This is a genomic window from Geminicoccus harenae, assembly GCF_019800005.1.
Taxonomy (GTDB): domain Bacteria; phylum Pseudomonadota; class Alphaproteobacteria; order Geminicoccales; family Geminicoccaceae; genus Geminicoccus; species Geminicoccus harenae.
Genome location: NZ_JABGCL010000037.1, coordinates 1 through 18,191, shown reverse-complemented (window position 1 = coordinate 18,191; position 18,191 = coordinate 1). Strand labels below are relative to the sequence as shown.

General features: G+C 67.4%; 12 protein-coding genes. 4 read left to right on the top strand and 8 right to left on the bottom strand.

Annotation, left to right across the window (positions count from 1 at the left end):
• Window positions 1-3: 3 nt before the first annotated feature.
• Window positions 4-2,025: a hydantoinase/oxoprolinase family protein gene (locus HLA95_RS23290; protein WP_191057902.1), complete on the bottom strand. Its 2,022-nt coding sequence runs from the start codon at window positions 2,023-2,025 to the stop codon at window positions 4-6.
• A gap of 275 nt (window positions 2,026-2,300) precedes the next feature.
• Here HLA95_RS23290 and HLA95_RS23285 point away from each other — a divergent pair, with 275 nt between their 5' ends.
• The gene (locus tag HLA95_RS23285) at window positions 2,301-3,092 is read left to right on the top strand and encodes a MerR family transcriptional regulator (RefSeq protein ID WP_191057901.1); all 792 of its coding nucleotides are present in this window, start codon (window positions 2,301-2,303) and stop codon (window positions 3,090-3,092) included.
• A 111-nt stretch (window positions 3,093-3,203) separates the two neighbouring features.
• On the opposite strand, the gene HLA95_RS23280 is transcribed toward HLA95_RS23285, so the two are convergent.
• Together HLA95_RS23280 and uidA are read right to left on the bottom strand one after the other, a co-directional pair.
• Window positions 3,204-4,769 carry a phospholipase D family protein gene (locus tag HLA95_RS23280; RefSeq protein WP_322100163.1) on the bottom strand — a complete coding sequence of 522 codons (1,566 nt, stop codon included), beginning with the start codon at window positions 4,767-4,769 and terminating at the stop codon, window positions 3,204-3,206.
• A gap of 49 nt (window positions 4,770-4,818) precedes the next feature.
• Window positions 4,819-6,792 (bottom strand): beta-glucuronidase, encoded by a 1,974-nt coding sequence (uidA, locus tag HLA95_RS23275; RefSeq protein ID WP_191057900.1) that lies wholly within the window; start codon window positions 6,790-6,792, stop codon window positions 4,819-4,821.
• Between the two features lie 215 nt (window positions 6,793-7,007).
• Here uidA and HLA95_RS23270 point away from each other — a divergent pair, with 215 nt between their 5' ends.
• Complete coding sequence (locus HLA95_RS23270; RefSeq protein WP_191057899.1) at window positions 7,008-8,381, top strand: amidohydrolase; 1,374 nt, start codon at window positions 7,008-7,010, stop codon at window positions 8,379-8,381.
• A gap of 293 nt (window positions 8,382-8,674) precedes the next feature.
• Here the strand turns inward: HLA95_RS23270 and HLA95_RS23265 are convergent, their stop codons facing one another.
• Window positions 8,675-9,664: an AI-2E family transporter gene (locus HLA95_RS23265; RefSeq protein ID WP_222184684.1), complete on the bottom strand. Its 990-nt coding sequence runs from the start codon at window positions 9,662-9,664 to the stop codon at window positions 8,675-8,677.
• A gap of 299 nt (window positions 9,665-9,963) precedes the next feature.
• On the opposite strand from HLA95_RS23265, the gene cls reads away from it, so the two are divergent.
• Window positions 9,964-11,415 (top strand): cardiolipin synthase, encoded by a 1,452-nt coding sequence (cls, locus tag HLA95_RS23260; protein WP_191059541.1) that lies wholly within the window; start codon window positions 9,964-9,966, stop codon window positions 11,413-11,415.
• Window positions 11,416-11,449: 34 nt separating this feature from the next.
• Here cls and HLA95_RS23255 read toward each other — a convergent pair whose 3' ends face one another.
• The 4 genes from HLA95_RS23255 to HLA95_RS23240 form a co-directional block, all read right to left on the bottom strand.
• On the bottom strand, window positions 11,450-11,938 hold the full coding sequence (locus tag HLA95_RS23255; protein ID WP_222184682.1) for a Na+/H+ antiporter NhaA: 489 nt from the start codon (window positions 11,936-11,938) through the stop codon (window positions 11,450-11,452).
• Window positions 11,895-12,371 (bottom strand): DsbA family protein, encoded by a 477-nt coding sequence (locus HLA95_RS23250; RefSeq protein ID WP_222184680.1) that lies wholly within the window; start codon window positions 12,369-12,371, stop codon window positions 11,895-11,897. The genes HLA95_RS23255 and HLA95_RS23250 overlap by 44 nt, the downstream gene beginning before the upstream one ends.
• Window positions 12,372-12,495: 124 nt before the next feature.
• On the bottom strand, window positions 12,496-15,657 hold the full coding sequence (locus HLA95_RS23245) for an efflux RND transporter permease subunit (protein WP_191059540.1): 3,162 nt from the start codon (window positions 15,655-15,657) through the stop codon (window positions 12,496-12,498).
• A gap of 4 nt (window positions 15,658-15,661) precedes the next feature.
• The gene (locus tag HLA95_RS23240; RefSeq protein WP_222184677.1) at window positions 15,662-16,852 is read right to left on the bottom strand and encodes an efflux RND transporter periplasmic adaptor subunit; all 1,191 of its coding nucleotides are present in this window, start codon (window positions 16,850-16,852) and stop codon (window positions 15,662-15,664) included.
• Between the two features lie 518 nt (window positions 16,853-17,370).
• Here HLA95_RS23240 and HLA95_RS23235 point away from each other — a divergent pair.
• Window positions 17,371-18,191 (top strand): hypothetical protein (locus HLA95_RS23235; RefSeq protein WP_222184675.1); only part of this gene is annotated, 821 nt, incomplete at its 3' end.

Below are 18,191 nucleotides of genomic sequence, written 5' to 3'. Positions count from 1 at the left end.
GGATCAGTTGGCGATCTCGACCATCATGTTGCCGCTGGCGTCCACCTGGCCGCTGCAGCGCGGCGGGATCACCGCGATCGAATCGGGGTATTCCACGATGCTGGGGCCGGACAGGGTGAAGCCGGGCGTCAGCTGCCGGCTGTCATACACGGTCGAATCCAGCCATTCCCCGGCAAAGTAGACCTTGCGCGTGGTGGGCTCGGGCGCATCGGCATGGGCCGTGAAGGCGAAGCTCGGCGGCTCCACGAGCTTGCCGACCGCGGTGACGCCGAGCGCCACGAAGGCGATCGGGAAATCGTCCGAGCTGACGCCGTATTCGCGCTTGTGCGCCTGATGGAAGGTTTCGGCGATGCCGGGAAGATGTGCCTTGCCGATCCGTCCTTCCGGAATGTCGGCATCGACCTCGTAGGTCTGGCCGACATAGCGCATCTGGGCGGTGCGCTGCAGGATCATGCGGTCGTACGGGATGCCGTCGGCCGCGAGCCGACGCCGGCCTTCCGCTTCCAGCCCATCGAACAGCTCGTTCAGCCGGTTCAGGTCGACCTCCTCCAGCGGGGCATAGAGGAAGGCCTCCACGTCGTGACGGATGTCCATGGCGGTGGCGCCGAACGCGGAGGCGACGCCGGCCTGCACCGGGATGACGACCTTCGGGACGTTCATCGCCTGGGCGACGAAGCAGGCATGCATCGGGCCGGCACCGCCGAAGCTGGCGAGCACGAAGTCGCGCGGGTCGCGGGCGCGGGCCAGCAGCACCCCCTTCACCGCCTGCGCCATGGTCTCGCAGGAGATCCGGATCATGCCTTCCGCGGTTTCCAACCGGGACAGGCCGATCCGTTCGGCCAGGGCGTCCATGGCCTTCTCGGCTGCGGCCACGTCCAGCTCGAACTTGTTGCTGAGCGAGGGGTGCAGGCGGCCCAGGATCAGGTTGGCATCGGTGATGGTGGGTTCGGTGCCGCCGCGGCCATAGCAGGCGGGGCCCGGCTCGGAGCCGGCGCTGCGCGGTCCGACCCGGAGCGAGCCGCCCTCGTCCACCCAGCCGATCGAGCCGCCGCCGGCACCCACGCTGTGGATGTCCAGCATCGGCACGCTGACCGGCACTTCCCATTCCAGCTCATAGGCGCGGGTGATCAGGCCCTTGCCGTCCTCCACGATGGATGCGTCGAAGCTGGTGCCGCCGACATCGGTGTGGATGATGTTCTTCGCGCTGGTGGTCTGCGTGAGGTAGGCCGCGTACGAAACGCCGCCGGCCGGCCCCGATTCGATCAGCTCCTCCGGGCGTTCCTTGGCGTTCTGGGCGCCCATCACCCCGCCATTGCTCTTGAGGATCAGCAGCGCCCCGGTAAAGCCGCGTTCCTGCAGCGCTTCCGCCAGCCGGTCGAAATAGCTGGTCATGACCGGCATCATGCAGGCCCGGATCGCCGTGGTGGTGAACCTCGGGTGCTCGCGGAAGATCGGCCGTGTCTCGGCCGAGATGACCACGTGGGTGTCGGGATTGTGGGCGCGGATGATCTCCCGCATCCGCTGCTCGTGCGCCGGGTTGGCGTAGGAATTGATGAAGCCGATGCCGACGGACTGGATCCCGCGCTCCGCGATGGTGCGGGCGATCGCTTCCGCCCGCTCCTCGTCGAGCGGCCGGCGCACCTCGCCCTTGGCCGAGATGCGCTCGTTGACTGCAAAGCGGTTGCGCCGCTTGATGAGGGGCTCGGGCTTGACCTGGTAGGGGTCGTAGAGGTGCTTGCGGTGCTGCCGACCGATCTCCAGCGTGTCGCGGAAGCCCTCGGTCGTGACGAAGGCCGCATCCGGATAGTTGCGCTCGATCAGGGAGTTCGTGGCCGTCGTGGTTCCGTGCATCAGGAACTCGATTTCGGAGAACGGGATTCCAGCCGCCTCGATGGCCTGAAGGACGCCCAGGGCACGGTCCCGCTTGGTGGTCAGGACCTTGGCCGTGCAGTGATTGCCGCTGCCGTCCTCCCAGGCGAACAGGTCGGTGAAGGTTCCACCGACGTCCACTCCTACGCGCCACATGCGTCTGGCCCTCCCTGGCTCTTGAGACGATAAAAGCTACAATTTTATAGATATCTTGACGTGTCAATGCATTTGGGCGAGCGGTCGGAAGGGCTCGTAACGGGTGCGGGAGGCACGTAGCTCAGGCATGTGCGTCGTCGCCCGGCGCGCCTTCGATAATCTATAAATCCACAGATATTCTTGCAGGTTGCCGGAGGTCTGCCGTCCAAGTTGCCCCGGCATCACCACCTGCTAGGAGATCGCACAGGAACCAAGGCCCGGTCATGTGAACAACAATGAAGATATCTGACGTAGCCCGCCTTGCCGGCGTATCTGTCTCGACGCTCCGCGTCTGGGAAACGCGAGGCATGCTGGCACCCACCTATACGCCCGCCGGAACCCGCGTTTATTCGGAAGCGGACGTGGAAGTCGCGCGCAGCATCCAGCGCATGCGCACTGTCCAGGGAATGAAGATCGCCGAGATCAAGGCGGCACTGAAGGGCGCGCACACGAACGGCGAAGACCGGACGAAGAATGGCCAGGATTCCGGCATAGGACCGATGCTGCGCGAGCTGCGTTGTGCGCGGAACCTGAAGATCGCCGAGGTGGCGGAGGCACTCGACATCGCCCCCTCGCTGCTGGCCTCGCTCGAACGGACCTCGCTCGGCCTCGACATTCCGCTGCTGCAGCGGATCTCGAAGTTCTATGGCATCACCCTGAACGAGATCATGGGGCTGGAGCCGGTCAAGCCCGAGCGCGAGACCGTCGTGCGGGGGGCCGGGGTCGTCCTTCCGCGCCTGGGCCTGGGCCTGCGCATCGAACGCCTGGGCTCCGGCAAGGACATCATGGACTGCCAGCGCTGGAAGATCGAGCCAGGCGTGCACAGCCGCGGCAGCTATCGCCATGAAGGAGAAGAATTCCTAGTCGTGCTCCGTGGCCGGTTCGAAATAACACTTGAAGAACAGCGTGTTCATCTTCTGGAAGCGGGGGACAGTATTTACTTCCGTAGCGATGTCCCTCACGCTTGGCGGAATCCGGGCGTAGAAGAGACCGAGATCATCTGGATATGTGTGGGAGACACGTTCTAGGTATTTGAGATCTGCCGAGTGCAACTGTGATCGCGGCCGGACTGGTGGCGCGGCTGCCCGCGGTCCAGCAGTGTGGCATGCCCGCCTTCCGGTTTCGTCGCGCCCGCCGGTTCACAGCAGCCAATCGATCGGCAGCATCGACAGGAACCGGAGCGCCATGCGCTGCCAGAAGCTGGTGCCGGGCTCGGTGTCGTGGCGGATGGTCTCGCCGGCGCGGGTCTCGGTCCAGTACAACTCCCCGGTCTCGGCGCGTTGCACCCGATAGGAGCGCCGCGGGATGCTGTCGTCGAACGCGCCCGCGATCTGCCGGGCCAGCATCGGGCTCTCGATCACGAAGCCCATCTCGGTATTCAGGTTGGCCGAGCGCGGGTCGAAGTTGAACGAGCCGATATAGACGCGCGACCCGTCCACCGAGAACGTCTTCGCGTGCAGGCTGGATGCGGAGCTTCCGGAACTGCCGAGCGGGCCGCTGCCCTTCTCCGCGGGGCCGGGCTGGGGCGACAGGCGCCGCATCTCGTAGAGCGTGATGCCGGCCTGCAGCAGGGCCTGGCGGCGCTTGGCGTAGCCGGCATGCACGACCGCCACGTCGGTGGCCTCGAAGCTGTTGGTCAGGACCCTGATCGTCACGCCGCGCGCGGCCATCCGCGCGAACGCCGCCGTGCCCGCTTCGGCGGGGACGAAGTAGGGGGAGACCAGATCCATGGTTTCTTCCGGATTCCCGATGATCTCCTGCAACTGCTGGAACATGTGCGCCTCAGGCGGGGCCTGGCCCAGGCCCTTGGCGGGATCGTCGCTGACCATGCGGGTCCTGGCCCAATGCAGCGGCAGCCGGCCTTCCTCCAGGCTTCCGATCAGCGAGGAGTTGCGCAGGGCTTCGACATAGGCCGCGGCCGCAGGATCGCGCTCAATGAACGCGGCCGCAGAAGCCAGCTCCGTGATCTGGCCTGGGCCGGCCGGCGGCAGCAGCCGGTCGACCGGATAGGACGAGGCGCTCGCCCAGTAGCGGTCGAAGTCCCGGGATACGTCGGCGACGATCGGGCCCACCGCCAGCACGTCGAGATCGGCGAACAGCACCCCCTCGGCCGCATCGAAATACTCGTCGCCGACATTGCGGCCGCCGATGATCGTGGCTTGGTTGTCGGCGGTGAACGACTTGTTGTGCATGCGCCGGTTCAGCCGCGCGAAGTCGGTGAGGTAGTTGAGCAGCCGGAACGGGCGGAAGGTGAACGGATTGAACAGCCGGACCTCGATGCCCGGATGGGAATCCAACAGGGCGAGCATGGCGTCGATGCCGGACGTGCCGTTGTCGTCGAGCAGGAGCCGCACGCGCACGCCCCGGTCGGCCGCCGCGTGCAGCGCCTCGAACAGCATCGTGCCGGTCAGGTCATCGCGCCAGATATAGTACTGGACGTCGAGCGAACGCTCGGCGCGCCTTGCCAGCAGCATGCGCGCGGCGAACGCATCGTGGCCACCGGCCAGCGGATGGATCCCGGCCTTGCCCGGATGGGCTGCGACCAGCGGCGTGATCGCGCGGCCGAGCCAGGTCGTCTCGGTGTCCTCCAGGTCGGTGGACGTGGTGCGCTGGTCGAGCGTCGGCAACGGACTGCAGCTGGCGACCAGCAACGCCGCGCAGAGGCAGGCCGCCCAGCGGAGCGCGATGTGGCGGATCGACGTCAAGGCCAAGCGGCGGCCTCGCCGGTCCGGGTCGAGGACCACCGCGTCCGGATCATGTCGCCCAGCGCTCGCGCAGGAAATGTGCTGCCATCTTGGGCTCACGCTCGCGGGTGAACACGCCTTTGAAGTTCATAGCCGCCGCACGCATGGTCCCCTGGCCGGTCTTGAAGTCGGCGAAGTTCCAGACATGCATGCCGGCCATGAACGGCCGCTCAGCCGCGACGTCGAGGAAGCCGCGCAGGAACTCAGTCTGGTACTCCTCCGTCCACATCTCAGGCGGCTGGTTGTGGGCGCCAGGCAGGGTGTCGGCGCCGAACTCGGTGACCATGACGGGCTTGCCGAACGTCTGGTGCAGTTCGTCCAGCTCCTGCGCCAGCGCTTGCCGACCCAGCTCGAGCTGCCCGGCCTGGGTGTACCAGCCATAATAGCCGTTGACGCAGACCACGTCGAAGATGCCGTGCCAGTCGCGCACCCCGCCCTGTACGCCTACGAGCGTGACCGGCCGGGTCGGGTCGAGCCGGCGCACCTCGTCGTAGAGCTGGCGGAAGAAGTCCATGCCGCTCGCTACGGCCTCGGGCACGGGCGGGGCCGCGCCCAGTGGCGGCCCGCCCAAGGGCTCGTTCGCCACGTTCCACATGATCGTGCTGGGATGGTTCTTGTCGCGCGTGATCAGTTCCTGCAACTGCTGCCGGCACTGTTCCAGCCGCTGCGCGGTCAGCTCGGGCGGATCCTCGAAGTTCAGGCCGACGGCCGGGATCTCGTTGATCACCAGCACGCCCAGCCGGTCGGCCAGCTGCATTGCCTCTTCGGCGTAAGGGTAGTGGGAGGCGCGATAGGAGTTGGCGCCGACCCAGCGCAGCAGCTCGTAGTCCCGGATCCACATGGGCAGGTTCAGCCCGCGCCCGCTGAGCGGGAAGTCCTCGTGCTTGCCGAACCCGGTGAGCTTGATCGGCTCGCCATTGAGCAGCAGCCGGTCGCCTTCCACCGCGACCGTGCGGATGCCGATGTCGAGCGTGTAGGCATCGGCCACGCGCTGTCCCTCGCCGAGCGTCACCCGGAGCGGGTAGAGATGCGGGTCCTGCGGGCTCCAGAGCCGTGCCCCGGGAATGCGCAAGGTAGCCTCGGCAACGCCGTCGCGAAACGCGAGATCCCCCGCGACGTCGTCCAGCCGGACTTGGCCCCTGCCGGCATAGCCTCCGGAAGCCCTGACCGCCACGCGGGCGACCCCATCCTCACCCTCGATGGTGGTCGTCACCGTGATGTCGTCGATATGGGCATCCGCCGGAACCGCATAGAGCCAGACCTGCCGGTGCAGGCCCGCATAGGGAAAGAAGTCGTAGGTCGTGGCCGGGAAGCCGCCCAGCACCCCTGCCACCCCACCGCCTGCAGGCCCGGGCCCGGGCGGCACCCGCTCCGGCAGCTGCTCGTTCTCCACCGCGATTGCGACGACGTTCGGCCGGTCCCAGGCCAGCTCCGGGCTGATCTCCGCCACGAACGGCAGATGCCCGCCCAGATGCTCGGCTACCAGCGTCCCGTTGACCCACACCTTCGCCGCATAGTTGGCGGAGCCGACGCGCAGGAACACGCGCTTGCCCTGCCAGCCCTGCGGCACCCACAGCTCGTTCAGGTACCAGGCCAAGCCCAGATAGTTCTTGGCGTCGTCGAACAGGTCGTTCCAGCTGCACGGCACCACGATCGGGCGAGCTGCCGGCAACGCACTGGACCAGCCCTGTCCCTCGCCTTGCCGCTCCGGATCGAGCTGGAACTGCCAGAGCCCCGACAGGTCGATCAGGTCGCGCAGCTCGTTTCGCTGTGGGTAGAGCAGGCCACGCCCCGTTCCGGCCGCGTCCTGCGTGCGGGGAGGGACAGGGGCCTGGTCGTCCTCCTGTGCGGCTGCCTGGCCGGCACCCATCACCGACGCCGCTCCGGTGGCGGCCGAACTCGCCAGGAGGACACGCCGGCTCACCTTGCCGGTGCGTCGGCCGGTCTCATCCACCGGGCTTTCCTGCAGGCGCGGTGCGTGCATGGGGGAGCTCTCCGTGAGCTGATGCCGAGGCGTCCCCCGTGAGATATGGCGCTGCGCCCCCAGGACCATGGTGTTGCATCAGCTTGCTCCTGCTGCCCCGCAAGGGCCCCCTCGCGCTGCTGGCGGCGCCCATGTTCTCCCGCGAGGCCGGAACCCCTTTTCAGCTTCTGCGTTCTGCTGTCGCATTCCAAGCCAATGCCAGCAGAGGTTCCGCCATGGCCGTCCACGCGACTCTTCCCGTCCTGGCGTTGTCGCTCTCGCTCGGGGCAGGGGTGGCCCTCCCGGCGCTCTGCTGGGCGCCGCCCGTGCTGGCACAGGAGCAGGCCCCGGCAGGGCAGGGCAGCTTGCCGGGACCGTCGGACGAACTGCTCGCCCAGATCGAGAGCGCCTACAAGGACATCCACGCCAACCCCGAGCTCGGGATGCAGGAGCACCGGACCGCCGGGATCGCCGCCGACTGGCTGCGCCAGCATGGCTACGAGGTCACCGAGGGGGTCGGGGTCACGGGCGTGGTCGGGCTGTTGCGCAACGGCGAGGGGCCTACGGTATTGCTGCGCGCCGACATGGACGCGCTGGCGATGAAGGAGAACACCGGACTTCCCTATGCCAGCGAGAAGGTCGTCACCGACCCGTCCGGCCAGCAGACCCCGGTCGCCCATTCCTGCGGGCACGACATGCACGTCGCCTGGCTGATGGGGGCGACCCAGGTCCTGGCGGAGCACCGGGACAAGTGGCAGGGCACCGTCATGGCCTTGTTCCAGCCGGCGGAGGAGACCGGGGAGGGGGCGCGCGCCATGATCCGGGACGGGATGGTCGAGCGCTTCCCCAAGCCCGACATCGTGTTGGGCCAGCACGTGATGCCCATGCCGGCCGGCCGGATCGGCACCCGTACCGGGCTGCTGCTGTCCATGTCCGACAGCATGGAGGTGAAGCTGTTCGGGCGCGGCGGGCATGGCTCGTCGCCGGAATCGACCATCGACCCGGTGGTGATGGCGGCAGCCTCCGTCATGCGCCTGCAAACCGTGGTGTCGCGCGAGCTTTCCATCACGGACAGCGCCGTGGTGACGGTGGGCGCGCTGCAGTCCGGCAATATCGGGAACATCATTCCCGAGGAGGCGCTGCTCCGGCTCAACATCCGGACCTTCGACGAGGAGGTGCGGGAAACGGTGCTGACCTCGATCAAGCGCATCATCAACGCCGAGGCTGCCGCCTCGGACGCCCCGAAGCCGCCGGCCTTCACGATGGGGACTCGCTTCCCCCCGACCTACAACGACGAAGAGGCGACGCTGCGGGTGGTGGACGCGTTCAAGAGCCGCTTCGGCGGTGACCAGGTGCAGGAGATCATCCCCGCCTCGGCAAGCGAGGACTTCACCGTGTTCGCCCGCGCCTGGAACGTGCCTTCCGTGTACTGGGCCGTGGGCGGCACCGACCCGCAAATGGTTGCGGAAGCCGAGCAGGCCGGCCGCCCGATCCCGTCCAACCATTCGCCTGAGTTCGCGCCGGTCCTCGACCCTACCCTGCGGGTTGGAGTGGAGGCCATGCTCGCCGCGGCCGGCGTCTGGCTGGCGCCGACGGGGACGCAGCCCTGAACCCTGGCCTGAACCCTGGGCGGCCTCACCCCTTCGCATTCATTGGCCAGGTTCGAGCGAAACTGCGATCGGCAGTCCAGCCAATGGACTTGGCGAAGGCTTCCAGGTCGATGACGGCCTTGGTGGACCGACCCGAACCTGGCCGCGGATTCCGGCATCATGTGCTGGCCGACGCAGTCGCGGCGCGTCCGGAGGGCTAGGTACAGGACTGGCACCGGCCGGCGTGTGGCTATTTGAACGTCGATCAGGCGTCCTGTTCCCGAAGCGTCCCGGGAAGGTCCTGACGAAGCCGATCATCGTGCCGCCTCTGAGTCGGCCGGCCGGTCGGCACCGCCCAGCCGGTCCTCGACGTAGAGCATCCAGACCAGGATCATGACGACCAGCAGCAAGGGTGTTGCGAACAGCACGCCGTAGATGCCGAACAAGGCACCCAGGCCAACGATGGCGAAGATGCCGAGCGCCGGCGGGATGGCAACCGCGCGCCGCTGCAGCATGGGTGTGAGCAGGTAGCCTTCGATGTTCTGGATGAAGACGAACAGCAGCAGCGTATTCAGCGCATGGGCAGGGCTCTGGCTGAAGGCGATGAGCACCGCGGGTGCTGCAGACAGGATCGGGCCGAGATAGGGAATGAAGTTGAGCAGCCCGGCTAGGATGCCGAGCGCCAGGGCCAGGGGGAGGCCGAGGAGCATCAGGCCCGCCGCCGTGATGGTGGCGATGCACAGCATCGCGATCGACTGGCCGATGATCCAGTGCCACAGGCCCTGGTCCAGCGCGGCCAGGACCTCCGCGCCGCGCGCCCGGCGGGCGACCGGCAGCAGGTGGAGCAGGCCGCGGCGGTAGGGGTCCGGGTCGGCGGCCAGGAACAGCGCCACCACGATCACCATGACCGCGTCGGTGAGCGCGCTGACCAGGGTGCCGGCCAGGCCCGTCGCCAGGTTGACCAGGGTGCCGACGCGGGGGCCGCTCGCTTCGAGCAGGTCGCGGCCCCAGCTGTAGCTGGCGATATACTCGCGCGCCCGCGCCACGGCCCGCGGCAGGCTCTCCCACAGGAGGTCGAACTGTTCGGCCACCCGCGCGCCTGCCGATACGGCGAACAGGGATGCCAGGAGCGCCAGGCCCAGGACGACCAGGGTTAGCGAGACCCCGATGGGCAGGGGCAGCCAATAGCTGAGGATCCGGGCCAGATGGCGCAGCAGCACGGCCACCAGCACGCTGCCGAAAGCGAGCAGGACGACATTGGAGAGCGTCCAGGCCAGGAAGACCATGATGGCGACGAAGAGCACGAGAAGCGGTGATGCGTGGCCGTCGGCAACCACTTGGTACCTGCCGGGCTTGTGAGCGGTGGGATCGGCCTTCATGCTCATGCAGCCAGGGCGACAGGGGCAAGACCATGGGCATGCCCTGCGGTGGGATCGCGATCACCCATGATGCCGCGCCGGCTCGACCATCCCGTCCTGTCCATCGTCTTGCTTGCTCCGGCTCGTTCTGCCTCAGCCTGTACAAGAGCCGGTGCCAAAGGGCGGTTGCACGTGGCGGGAACGTGCGGCCACCCGTTGCCGCCGCGAAACGGAGGCCCGCACGCATGAGCGATCTCGCCGTCGCCGTCACCACGCTCATTACCCTCTATGCGCTCGTCACGGGCATCTTCCTGATCTCGGAGAACCGCCGGCCGCAGACGACGCTGGCCTGGATGCTGGCGTTCCTGTTCGTCCCGGGCATCGGCGTGCTCGCCTATGTCTTCTTCGGCCGGCACCGCAAAGCCTTCAGCAAGCAGAGCCGGCTGCTCAAGCAGGACCTCGAAGCGACCGCCCGGCCGATCCTGGCGCCGATGATGGCCCGCCAGGATGAAGCGATCGACCGGCTCGGCGGCAGGGATGGCCGGCACCGCAAGCTGATGCGGCTGGTGCGCCGCAACTCCCGCTCCGCCCTGACCATCCGCAACCGGGTGGAGATTCAGCAGAATGCCGAGCGCTTCTATCCGAGCCTGATGGAGGACCTGGCAGCAGCCAGGTACTCGATCCATCTCCAGTACTTCATCTGGGCCGCCGATGGCTTCACCGAGCAGCTCAAGGAGATCCTGGTGGCGCGGGCGCGGGCCGGCGTCCAGGTGCGCCTGCTCTACGACGCGGTGGGATCGCATGCCCATCTGACCCGCGCCTATCTCCGCGAGCTGCGGGCGGCGGGTGTCGTGGTGGCGCCGACCTCGCCGCTCTACCGGCTGCACACGATCAGCTATCGCAACCACCGCAAGATCACCGTGATCGACGGCCGGATCGGCTATACCGGCGGGATGAATATGAGCCAGGAGCATCTGGATGGCGGCAAGGGGTTCGATTCCTGGCGTGACACCCAGCTGCGCTTTACCGGCGAGGCCGTGGCGGTGCTGCAGGCGGTGTTCATGGTGGACTGGTACAATGCGGTCCGGGAGGACCTGTTCGGCGAGGCCCATTTCCCGAAGCCCGTGAGCGAGCCGGAAGATGGCGAGGAGCCATTGCAGATCCTGACGTCCGGGCCGGATTCCCGCTGGGCGGCGATCCGGCAGCTCTACTTCGCGATGATCGGCTCGGCCGAGCGCCACGTCTTCCTGCAGTCGCCCTACTTCATCCTGGATGCCAGCCTGGCCGAGGTCTTGAAGGCAGCGGCCCTGGCCGGGGTGGACGTCCGGGTGATGCTGAGTGCCAGGCCATCGGGCAACCCGCTGCCCGACTGGGCGGGCAACACCTATATCGTGGATGCGGTCAACGCCGGCGTGCGCGTGTTCCTCTACGAGACCGGCTACCTGCACGCCAAGACGATCAGCGTCGATTCCACGGTCTGCTCGATCGGCTCGGCCAACATCGACATCCGCAGCTTCAGCATCAATTACGAGTTGAACGCGGTGCTCTACAGCGAGCGGCTCGCGCGCGAGCTGGAAGACAGCTTCGTGCGGGACCTCGAGTGCTGCCGCGAGTTCAGTGTGGCCGAATATGAGCAGCGCAATATCCTGCTGCGCTTTCGCGATTCGGCAGCACGGCTCCTCTCACCTTTGTTGTAAGAGCCACCCTGCGAGGGATCCGCCGGGATCACGCTCACCCCGATGCCGCGGGTTCGGCATGTCTGATGTCCGGCGCGCCTGCTGCGGGGTCGGCCTCCTCCTTTACTTCCGGCGAGCCAGCGTTCCACAGCACGGCCATCCCGATGACCGCGGCCAGGATGGAGGCGATGAACACGGCGATCTTGGCAGCCGCGAAGTCCGCCGCGACCGGAAGCGCCTCGCCGGCAATGAACAGCGACATGGTGAAGCCGATACCGGCCAGAGCCCCGGCACCGGCCAGGTGCCGCCAGGAACAGGCATCTGGCTTGACGGCGATCCCGAACCGGACGGCGAGGGAAGTGGCCAGCAGGAACCCGACCGGCTTGCCGATCACCAAGCCCATAATGATCGCCATCATCAGCGGGGCATGGCCCTTGAACACCTCCAGCGTCACGACGACGCCGGAATTGGCCAGCGCGAACAGCGGGATCACCAGATAGCTATAGCGGTGCGCGTTGATGAAGAAGGTCGACGTGATCCTCACGTCGCTCGCGTGGGCACTCGTCGGCCACGCGCTCGCGCGCCCGCCTGGCTGCCTGGTCGACTTCGGCAGGCTCCTGGCGCCCCAGATCCAGTTCGTCGTGGACCACGCGCAGATCATCCTCGACCAGCGTCTCCGAGCGCTTCATCAGGATCATGTGAGCGTGCCAGAACCGCCCCACCTCTCCGGCGCGCTCAGCCAGTTCGGCGGCGCGGCGGGCAAGGTCACTGCGAGGCGTGGGCCGATGCCGGAAGACATAGCGCAGGCGATGGCCCAGCTGGTCACGGACAGTGATGCTGTCGGTGACCCTCCTGCACTGGGGGCTATCGTAGCTGCCGTATTCGACGAGCGTGATCTCGGCATGTTCCGGACCAAGAACATGGTCGGCCGCCGGATTCACGGGACGGCTCAGCCATCTTGCGGTTGGCCCGGTCATCCTGCTGGCTGCTCCCGCACTCGCCCGTGCTGCCCTCATCGGCGGCTGGCCGGCAGGCCCGACGGGCTGGCAGGAGCGGGAACAGCCGCGCAAGAGCCCTACGAGGTCCAGCAGATCGGCCCGCTCATTCCGCCGGCCCCGGCTGCTCCCCGCGTGGCCGGGCGGCACTGGTGCTGCCGAAGCGGCGGTGCGTCCATTCCCGCATGTGCTGGAAGACCACGTAGAGCATCGGGATCAGGAAGAGGCCGATCGAGCTGGCGGCGATCATCCCGGCGAATACCGGCGTGCTGACATGATGCCGCGACACCTCGGAAGCGCCCGATGCCCAGACCAGCGGCACCAGGCCCAGGATGAAGGCCAGCGAGGTCATGATCACCGCGCGGAACCTGAGCCTCGCGGCCATCGCCGCGGCGTCCCGGATCGAGCGGCCGGCCTCGCGCTGCTCCTTGGCGAACTCCACGATCAGGATGCCGTTCTTCGCGGCCAGGGCGATCAGCACGACCAGCCCGATCTGCCCGTAGAGGTCGAGGGTGAGCCCGGTGAACAGCACGCCGGCAAAGGCGCCCAGCACGCCGGCGATCACCGACAGAAGCACCGGGATCGGGATGACCCAGCTCTCGTAGAGCGCCACCAGGAACAGATAGGCGAACAGCACCGCCAGCCCCAGGATGATCCCGGTCTGGCCGCTGGCCTGCTGCTCCTGGTACGCAGTCCCGGTCCATTCGAAGGCGTAGCCCGGCGGCAGGGTGGCGGCCGATACCTCGGCCATCGCCGCCAATCCCTCGCCCGAGGAAACCCCTTCGGCCGAGCCGCCATTGATGGTGACCGAGCGGTAGTTGTTGTAGCGGGTGACGACCTGCGGCCCGGTGACCGTGCTCACCTCGGCAATCGCGCGCAGCGGCACCATCTCGCCCTGGCGGTTGCGGATCTCGATCTTCCAAAGCGCGTCGATGTCGCGCCGGTCGGCGGCCTCGCCCTGAAGGTTCACCTGCCAGGTGCGGCCGAACAGGTTGAAGTCGTTGACGTAATAGCTGCCGAGCGTCGCCTGCAGCGTGGTGAAGACGTCGCTGACGTCGAGCCCCAGCGCCTGCGCCTTGATCCGGTCGATGTCGAGGAAGATCGACGGATTGGCCGAGGTATAGGTGGAGAACACCCCCGCCAGCCGCGGATCGGCATTGGCGGCACCGACCAGGCCGCGCATCACGCTGCCCATCGCTTCGGGATCCGCACCCTGCAGGCTCTCGAGCTGGTACTCGAACCCGCCCGTGGTGGAGAGGCCCACGACCGGGGGCAGGTTGAAGGGCAGGATGTCGGCACTGCGGATCCCCTGGGCATTCTCGGCCACCCGGGCGATCAGCGCCTGCACCGAATCGCCCGGTCCGGTCCGCTCCTCGAACGGCCGGAGCTGGGCGATCATGAAGGCGGCGTTGCTGGCCGACACGCTGTCCAGCAGCGAGTAGCCGACCACCGAAACCACGTCCCGGACCTGGGGCAGGTCGCCCAGGATCTGCTCGACCCGTGCCACCGCCTCCGAGGTGCGCGCCACTGAGGCGCCGGCCGGGAGCTGGACATGAATGAAGAAGGCGCCCTGGTCCTCCTCCGGCAGGAAGCCGGTCGGCGTGCGCAAGGACAGGCCATAGGTTCCGGCGGCGAACACGCCCACCAGCACGAGCGCCAGGGCGGACAGGCGCAGGGTCCTGGCCACCACCGCGGCATAGCCGTCGCGCACATTGTCGATCCGGCGGGAGATCCAGGCCATGATCCCGCGCTTGGGCCCGCCATGGCGCATCAGGACGGCGCACAAGGCCGGCGAGAGGGTCAGCGCGTTGAACGCGGAGAACACCATCGCCGCACTGATTGTCACCGCGAACTGGCGGAACAGTTCGCCCGAGATGCCTGGGATGAAGGCGATCGGGACGAACACTGACAAGAGCACCATGGTGATGGCGATGACCGGTGCGGTGATCTGCACCATCGCCTTCTGGGTGGCCTCGGCCGGAGAGAGCTCCGGCTCCTCGTCCATCACGCGCTCGACATTCTCCACCACCACGATCGCATCGTCGACCACGATGCCGATCGCCAGCACCATCGCCAGCAGCGACACGGTATTGGCCGAATAGCCCATCAGCAGCAGCACGGCGAAGGCGCCGATCAGGCTGACTGGCACGGCGATGAGGGGGATGATCGCGGCGCGCCATGAGCCCAGGAACACGAACACCACGATGCCGACGATGATGAAGGCCTCGATCAGCGTGTGGATGACCGTGGAGATCGTCTCGTTCACGAAGACGGTCGAATCGTAGACTGCGTCGATCCGTACCCCCTCGGGTAGCCGCGTGCCGACCGTGGCCAGGGTTTCCCGGACCGCCTCCGCGACGCTCACCGCGTTGGCGCCAGGAGCGAGAAAGATGCCCATGCCGACGGCGTTCTGGCCGTTCAGGCGGGTGAAGGTGTCCTGGTTCTGCGCGCCGAGCTCGACGCGAGCCACGTCCTGCACCCGCAGCACCGAGCCGTCCGGGTTGGCGCGCAGCACGATCTGGCCGAACTCCTCCGGGCTGGACAGCCTGCCCTGCGTCTGCACGTTCATCTGCAGCCGCTGGTCATCCGGGACGGGCTCGGCGCCGATCCGGCCGACCGGGGCCTGCACGTTCTGCGCCTGGATCGCCCGGACCACGTCGGAGGGTGCGAGGTTCAGGCTGACCAGGCGCTGGGTGTCGAACCAGATCCGCATCGAATAGTTGAGCTGGCCGAACAGGACGGCCTGGCCCACGCCCGTGGTGCGCGAGAGCTCGTCGATCACGCTGATCGTGCCGAGATTGGTGAGGAACAGGAGGTCGTGGGTGGGATCCTCGCTGGTCATCATGACGAACTGGAGGATCGAGGACGAGCGCTTCTGCACGGTCAGGCCCTGGCGCTGCACCTCCTGGGGAAGCTGGGACAGCGCGGTCTGCACCCGGTTGTTGACGTTGACCGTGTTGATGTCGGGATCGGAGCCGAGCGCGAAGCTGACGGTCAGGTTGTAGCTGCCGTCATTGCCGCTGGTGCTCCTCATGTAGATCATCTGGTCGGTGCCGATGACGCTGGATTCCAGCGGCTGGCCCACCGTCGATTCGACCACGTCCGCGGATGCGCCGGGATAGACCGCGGACACCGAGACCTGGGGCGGCACGATGTCCGGCAGCTGGGCCACCGGGATGCGCAGCATGGCGAGCAGGCCGGCCAGCGTGATCACGACCGAGATCACGATCGCCAGGCGCGGGCGATGAATGAAGATCGAGGACATCATCGCATCACGTCCCGCTCGCGGTGGTCCCGCCCATCGCCCGGGCGTCGAACTCGGCCGGCCCCGGGACGACCTGCATGCCTGGCTGGACCCGCTGGATGCCTTCCAGCACCACCCGCTCGCCGGCCTCCAGCCCCTCCTGGATCACGACCGAGCCGCCCGTGGACTGGCCGAGCCGGACCGGGCGGCGCTCGGCCCGGTTCTCCGCCGCGATCACGTAGACGAAGTCGCCCCGCTGGTCGGACAGCACCGCCTCGCGGGGAACGGTGAGTTGCTCGACCGGCTGGGCGGCCTCCAGCATGACCGTGACGAACTCACCCTCGGTCAGCTCCCGCAGGCCGGCCCCGCCACCCTCGCCGGGTGCCAGAATCGGGTTGGGGATGGTGCCGCGCAGCGTGATCGTGTCGGTGCCACGGGCGACCTCGATGTCGACGAAGTCCAGCCGGCCCGCCGGCCCGTAGATGCGCCCGTCCGGGAGCCGCAGCCGGATCACCACCGCCTCGAACCCGCCCTGGTCGGCATAGCGGGTGCGCAGGTCCAGGGCCGTGCGCATCGGCACCGGGAAGGCGACATGCATCGGGTCCTGGCTGACGATCGTCGCCAGCACGCCGCTCCCCGGGCCCACGACATTGCCGGGCGTGATCTGGCTGCGGCCGATCCGCCCGGAGATGGGCGCGTTGATCTCGGTGTAGCCGAGGTTGATCTGGGCCTGGCGCACCTGCGCCTGCGCTGCCAGCACCTTGGCGGTCGCGGTGCGTTCCGCCGCCAGGGCCTGATCCACCCGTGCCTGGGTACCGGCGGTGCTCGACAGCAGTTCGCGCGCCCGGCTCAGCTCGGACCGGGCATTGGCCTGCTCGGCCTCCGCCTGGGCTACCGCCGCCTCCTGCGCGGCGAGTATTGCCTCATAGGGGCCACGTTCCAGCCGGTAGAGCGGGTCGCCCTCCTGCACGTCCGCACCTTCCTCGAAGAGCTGCTCCACGAGGAACGCATCGACCCGCGCCACCAGATCGACCCGGTTGATCGCTTCGACCCGGCCGATGAAGCCATGGCTGGTGGTGACCGGGCGCGGCTCCGCCTGGACGACGCCTACTGCCGGCGGTGCCGAGGGAGGCTGCTGGGCACCGGCCGGGTCTGCGATCGCGAGCAGGGACCCGATGGCGAAGAGGCTGGCCATGCTCCGGCAGGGGCGGTTCGGCATCGGAGCCTCCGTTGGGCAGCACCAGGTCGCCCACGGGCGAGGCGGACCTTCATCGACAACTAGAAGCCAGCACTGCGCCGCAGGTTCCGCCTGCCGGGCCACAGCCGCCGGAACTGCGGTCGTCCCGATCGACGAGTTGGGCGATCAGCTGGAGCACGGGCGCCGGCATCTGGCATCCGGGCACGTCATCTTGACGGCGAGCTGCGTGCATACATAGATGAAGAAGATGTTATAGTAGTATCCTCTCGGTTTTGATATGTATAATTCTGCTATCCTATTAAGATTACAAAGAAATTTCTGGAAATCTGGATGATCACCATCTAGACACTCGCCCAGCGACGCCCATCTATCGGGTAGCTCGGCACCTTACTGCCCCAAGACACAGTTCGACGGCGCACCACCTGCAGATCGCAGATGGGGCGCTGTCTCTGCGCGCGGGTCAACTTCCTCTCGCGGTGCCGTCGGCCTTCCTCATCAAATCCATTGAGGTGTCCATGGTTCGCGTTCGAGGCGCGGCAATGCTTGCCGCGGCTGTGCTGGCTTGCGCCCTGTTCTCTGCTGCCCCTGCCCCGGCTCAGGCCGCGGTCGATCTGGGCAGTGCCCCCATCGCCAATACCGGCTGGCGCTACAACCTGGTGGTCATGCGCGCCGCCGGGCAGACCAACACCTTCAAGGCCGAGCAGTACCTGTCCTACCTGGACAAGTACAAGCTCACCGACGAGTGGGTGGTCACCTATGCCGCCGCGGTTTCGGCCCAGTTCGGCACGCCGCTCGCGACCGGGCCCACCCCCAGCCCGCTGCCCAGCGACCCCTCGATCGACCCGATCCTGGGTGCTACGCCCATCGAGAAGTCCGGCTGGCGCTACCGCCTCACCGTGCTCAAGGAAGAGGGCAAGTACTCGGCCGCCAAGCAGGCCGAGTACGTGACGTATCGTGACCAGAACAAGGTCACCGATGCCTACGTCGATGCCTATGCCAAGGCGGTGGCGGCCAAGTTCCCCGAGGACGCGGTGACCGCACCCCCGCCGGTCGCCAAGAAGCCCTATTTCAAGTTCTACCGCGGCTTCCGCTATACCGGCATGCCCTCCTCGTTCGCCAATTGCGGGCTGAGCGAGTACATGAAGATCCTCTATGACGTCGAACTGTTCGGTGGCGCGTCGAAGGACGTGCCCAACACCGCGCATCTGCAGAACAAGGTCGTCCCCGCCCTGCTCAAGGAGGACAAGCAGTACGTGGTGATCGACATCGAGCACTGGGACCCGATCAAGGAGATGGACAAGCTCATCAGCGTGATCCGGACCATCAAGGGTGGCGTGCGTGCCGCCGGCAACACCAAGAT

Coding starts and splice junctions, on each gene's coding strand:
- uidA (WP_191057900.1), bottom strand. CDS start 6,792: ATGCACGCACCGCGCCTGCAGGAAAGCCCGGTGGATGAGACCGGCCGA.
- HLA95_RS23285 (WP_191057901.1), top strand. CDS start 2,301: ATGAAGATATCTGACGTAGCCCGCCTTGCCGGCGTATCTGTCTCGACG.
- HLA95_RS23250 (WP_222184680.1), bottom strand. CDS start 12,371: ATGACCGGGCCAACCGCAAGATGGCTGAGCCGTCCCGTGAATCCGGCG.
- HLA95_RS23245 (WP_191059540.1), bottom strand. CDS start 15,657: ATGATGTCCTCGATCTTCATTCATCGCCCGCGCCTGGCGATCGTGATC.
- HLA95_RS23290 (WP_191057902.1), bottom strand. CDS start 2,025: ATGTGGCGCGTAGGAGTGGACGTCGGTGGAACCTTCACCGACCTGTTC.
- HLA95_RS23270 (WP_191057899.1), top strand. CDS start 7,008: ATGGCCGTCCACGCGACTCTTCCCGTCCTGGCGTTGTCGCTCTCGCTC.
- cls (WP_191059541.1), top strand. CDS start 9,964: ATGAGCGATCTCGCCGTCGCCGTCACCACGCTCATTACCCTCTATGCG.
- HLA95_RS23240 (WP_222184677.1), bottom strand. CDS start 16,852: ATGCCGAACCGCCCCTGCCGGAGCATGGCCAGCCTCTTCGCCATCGGG.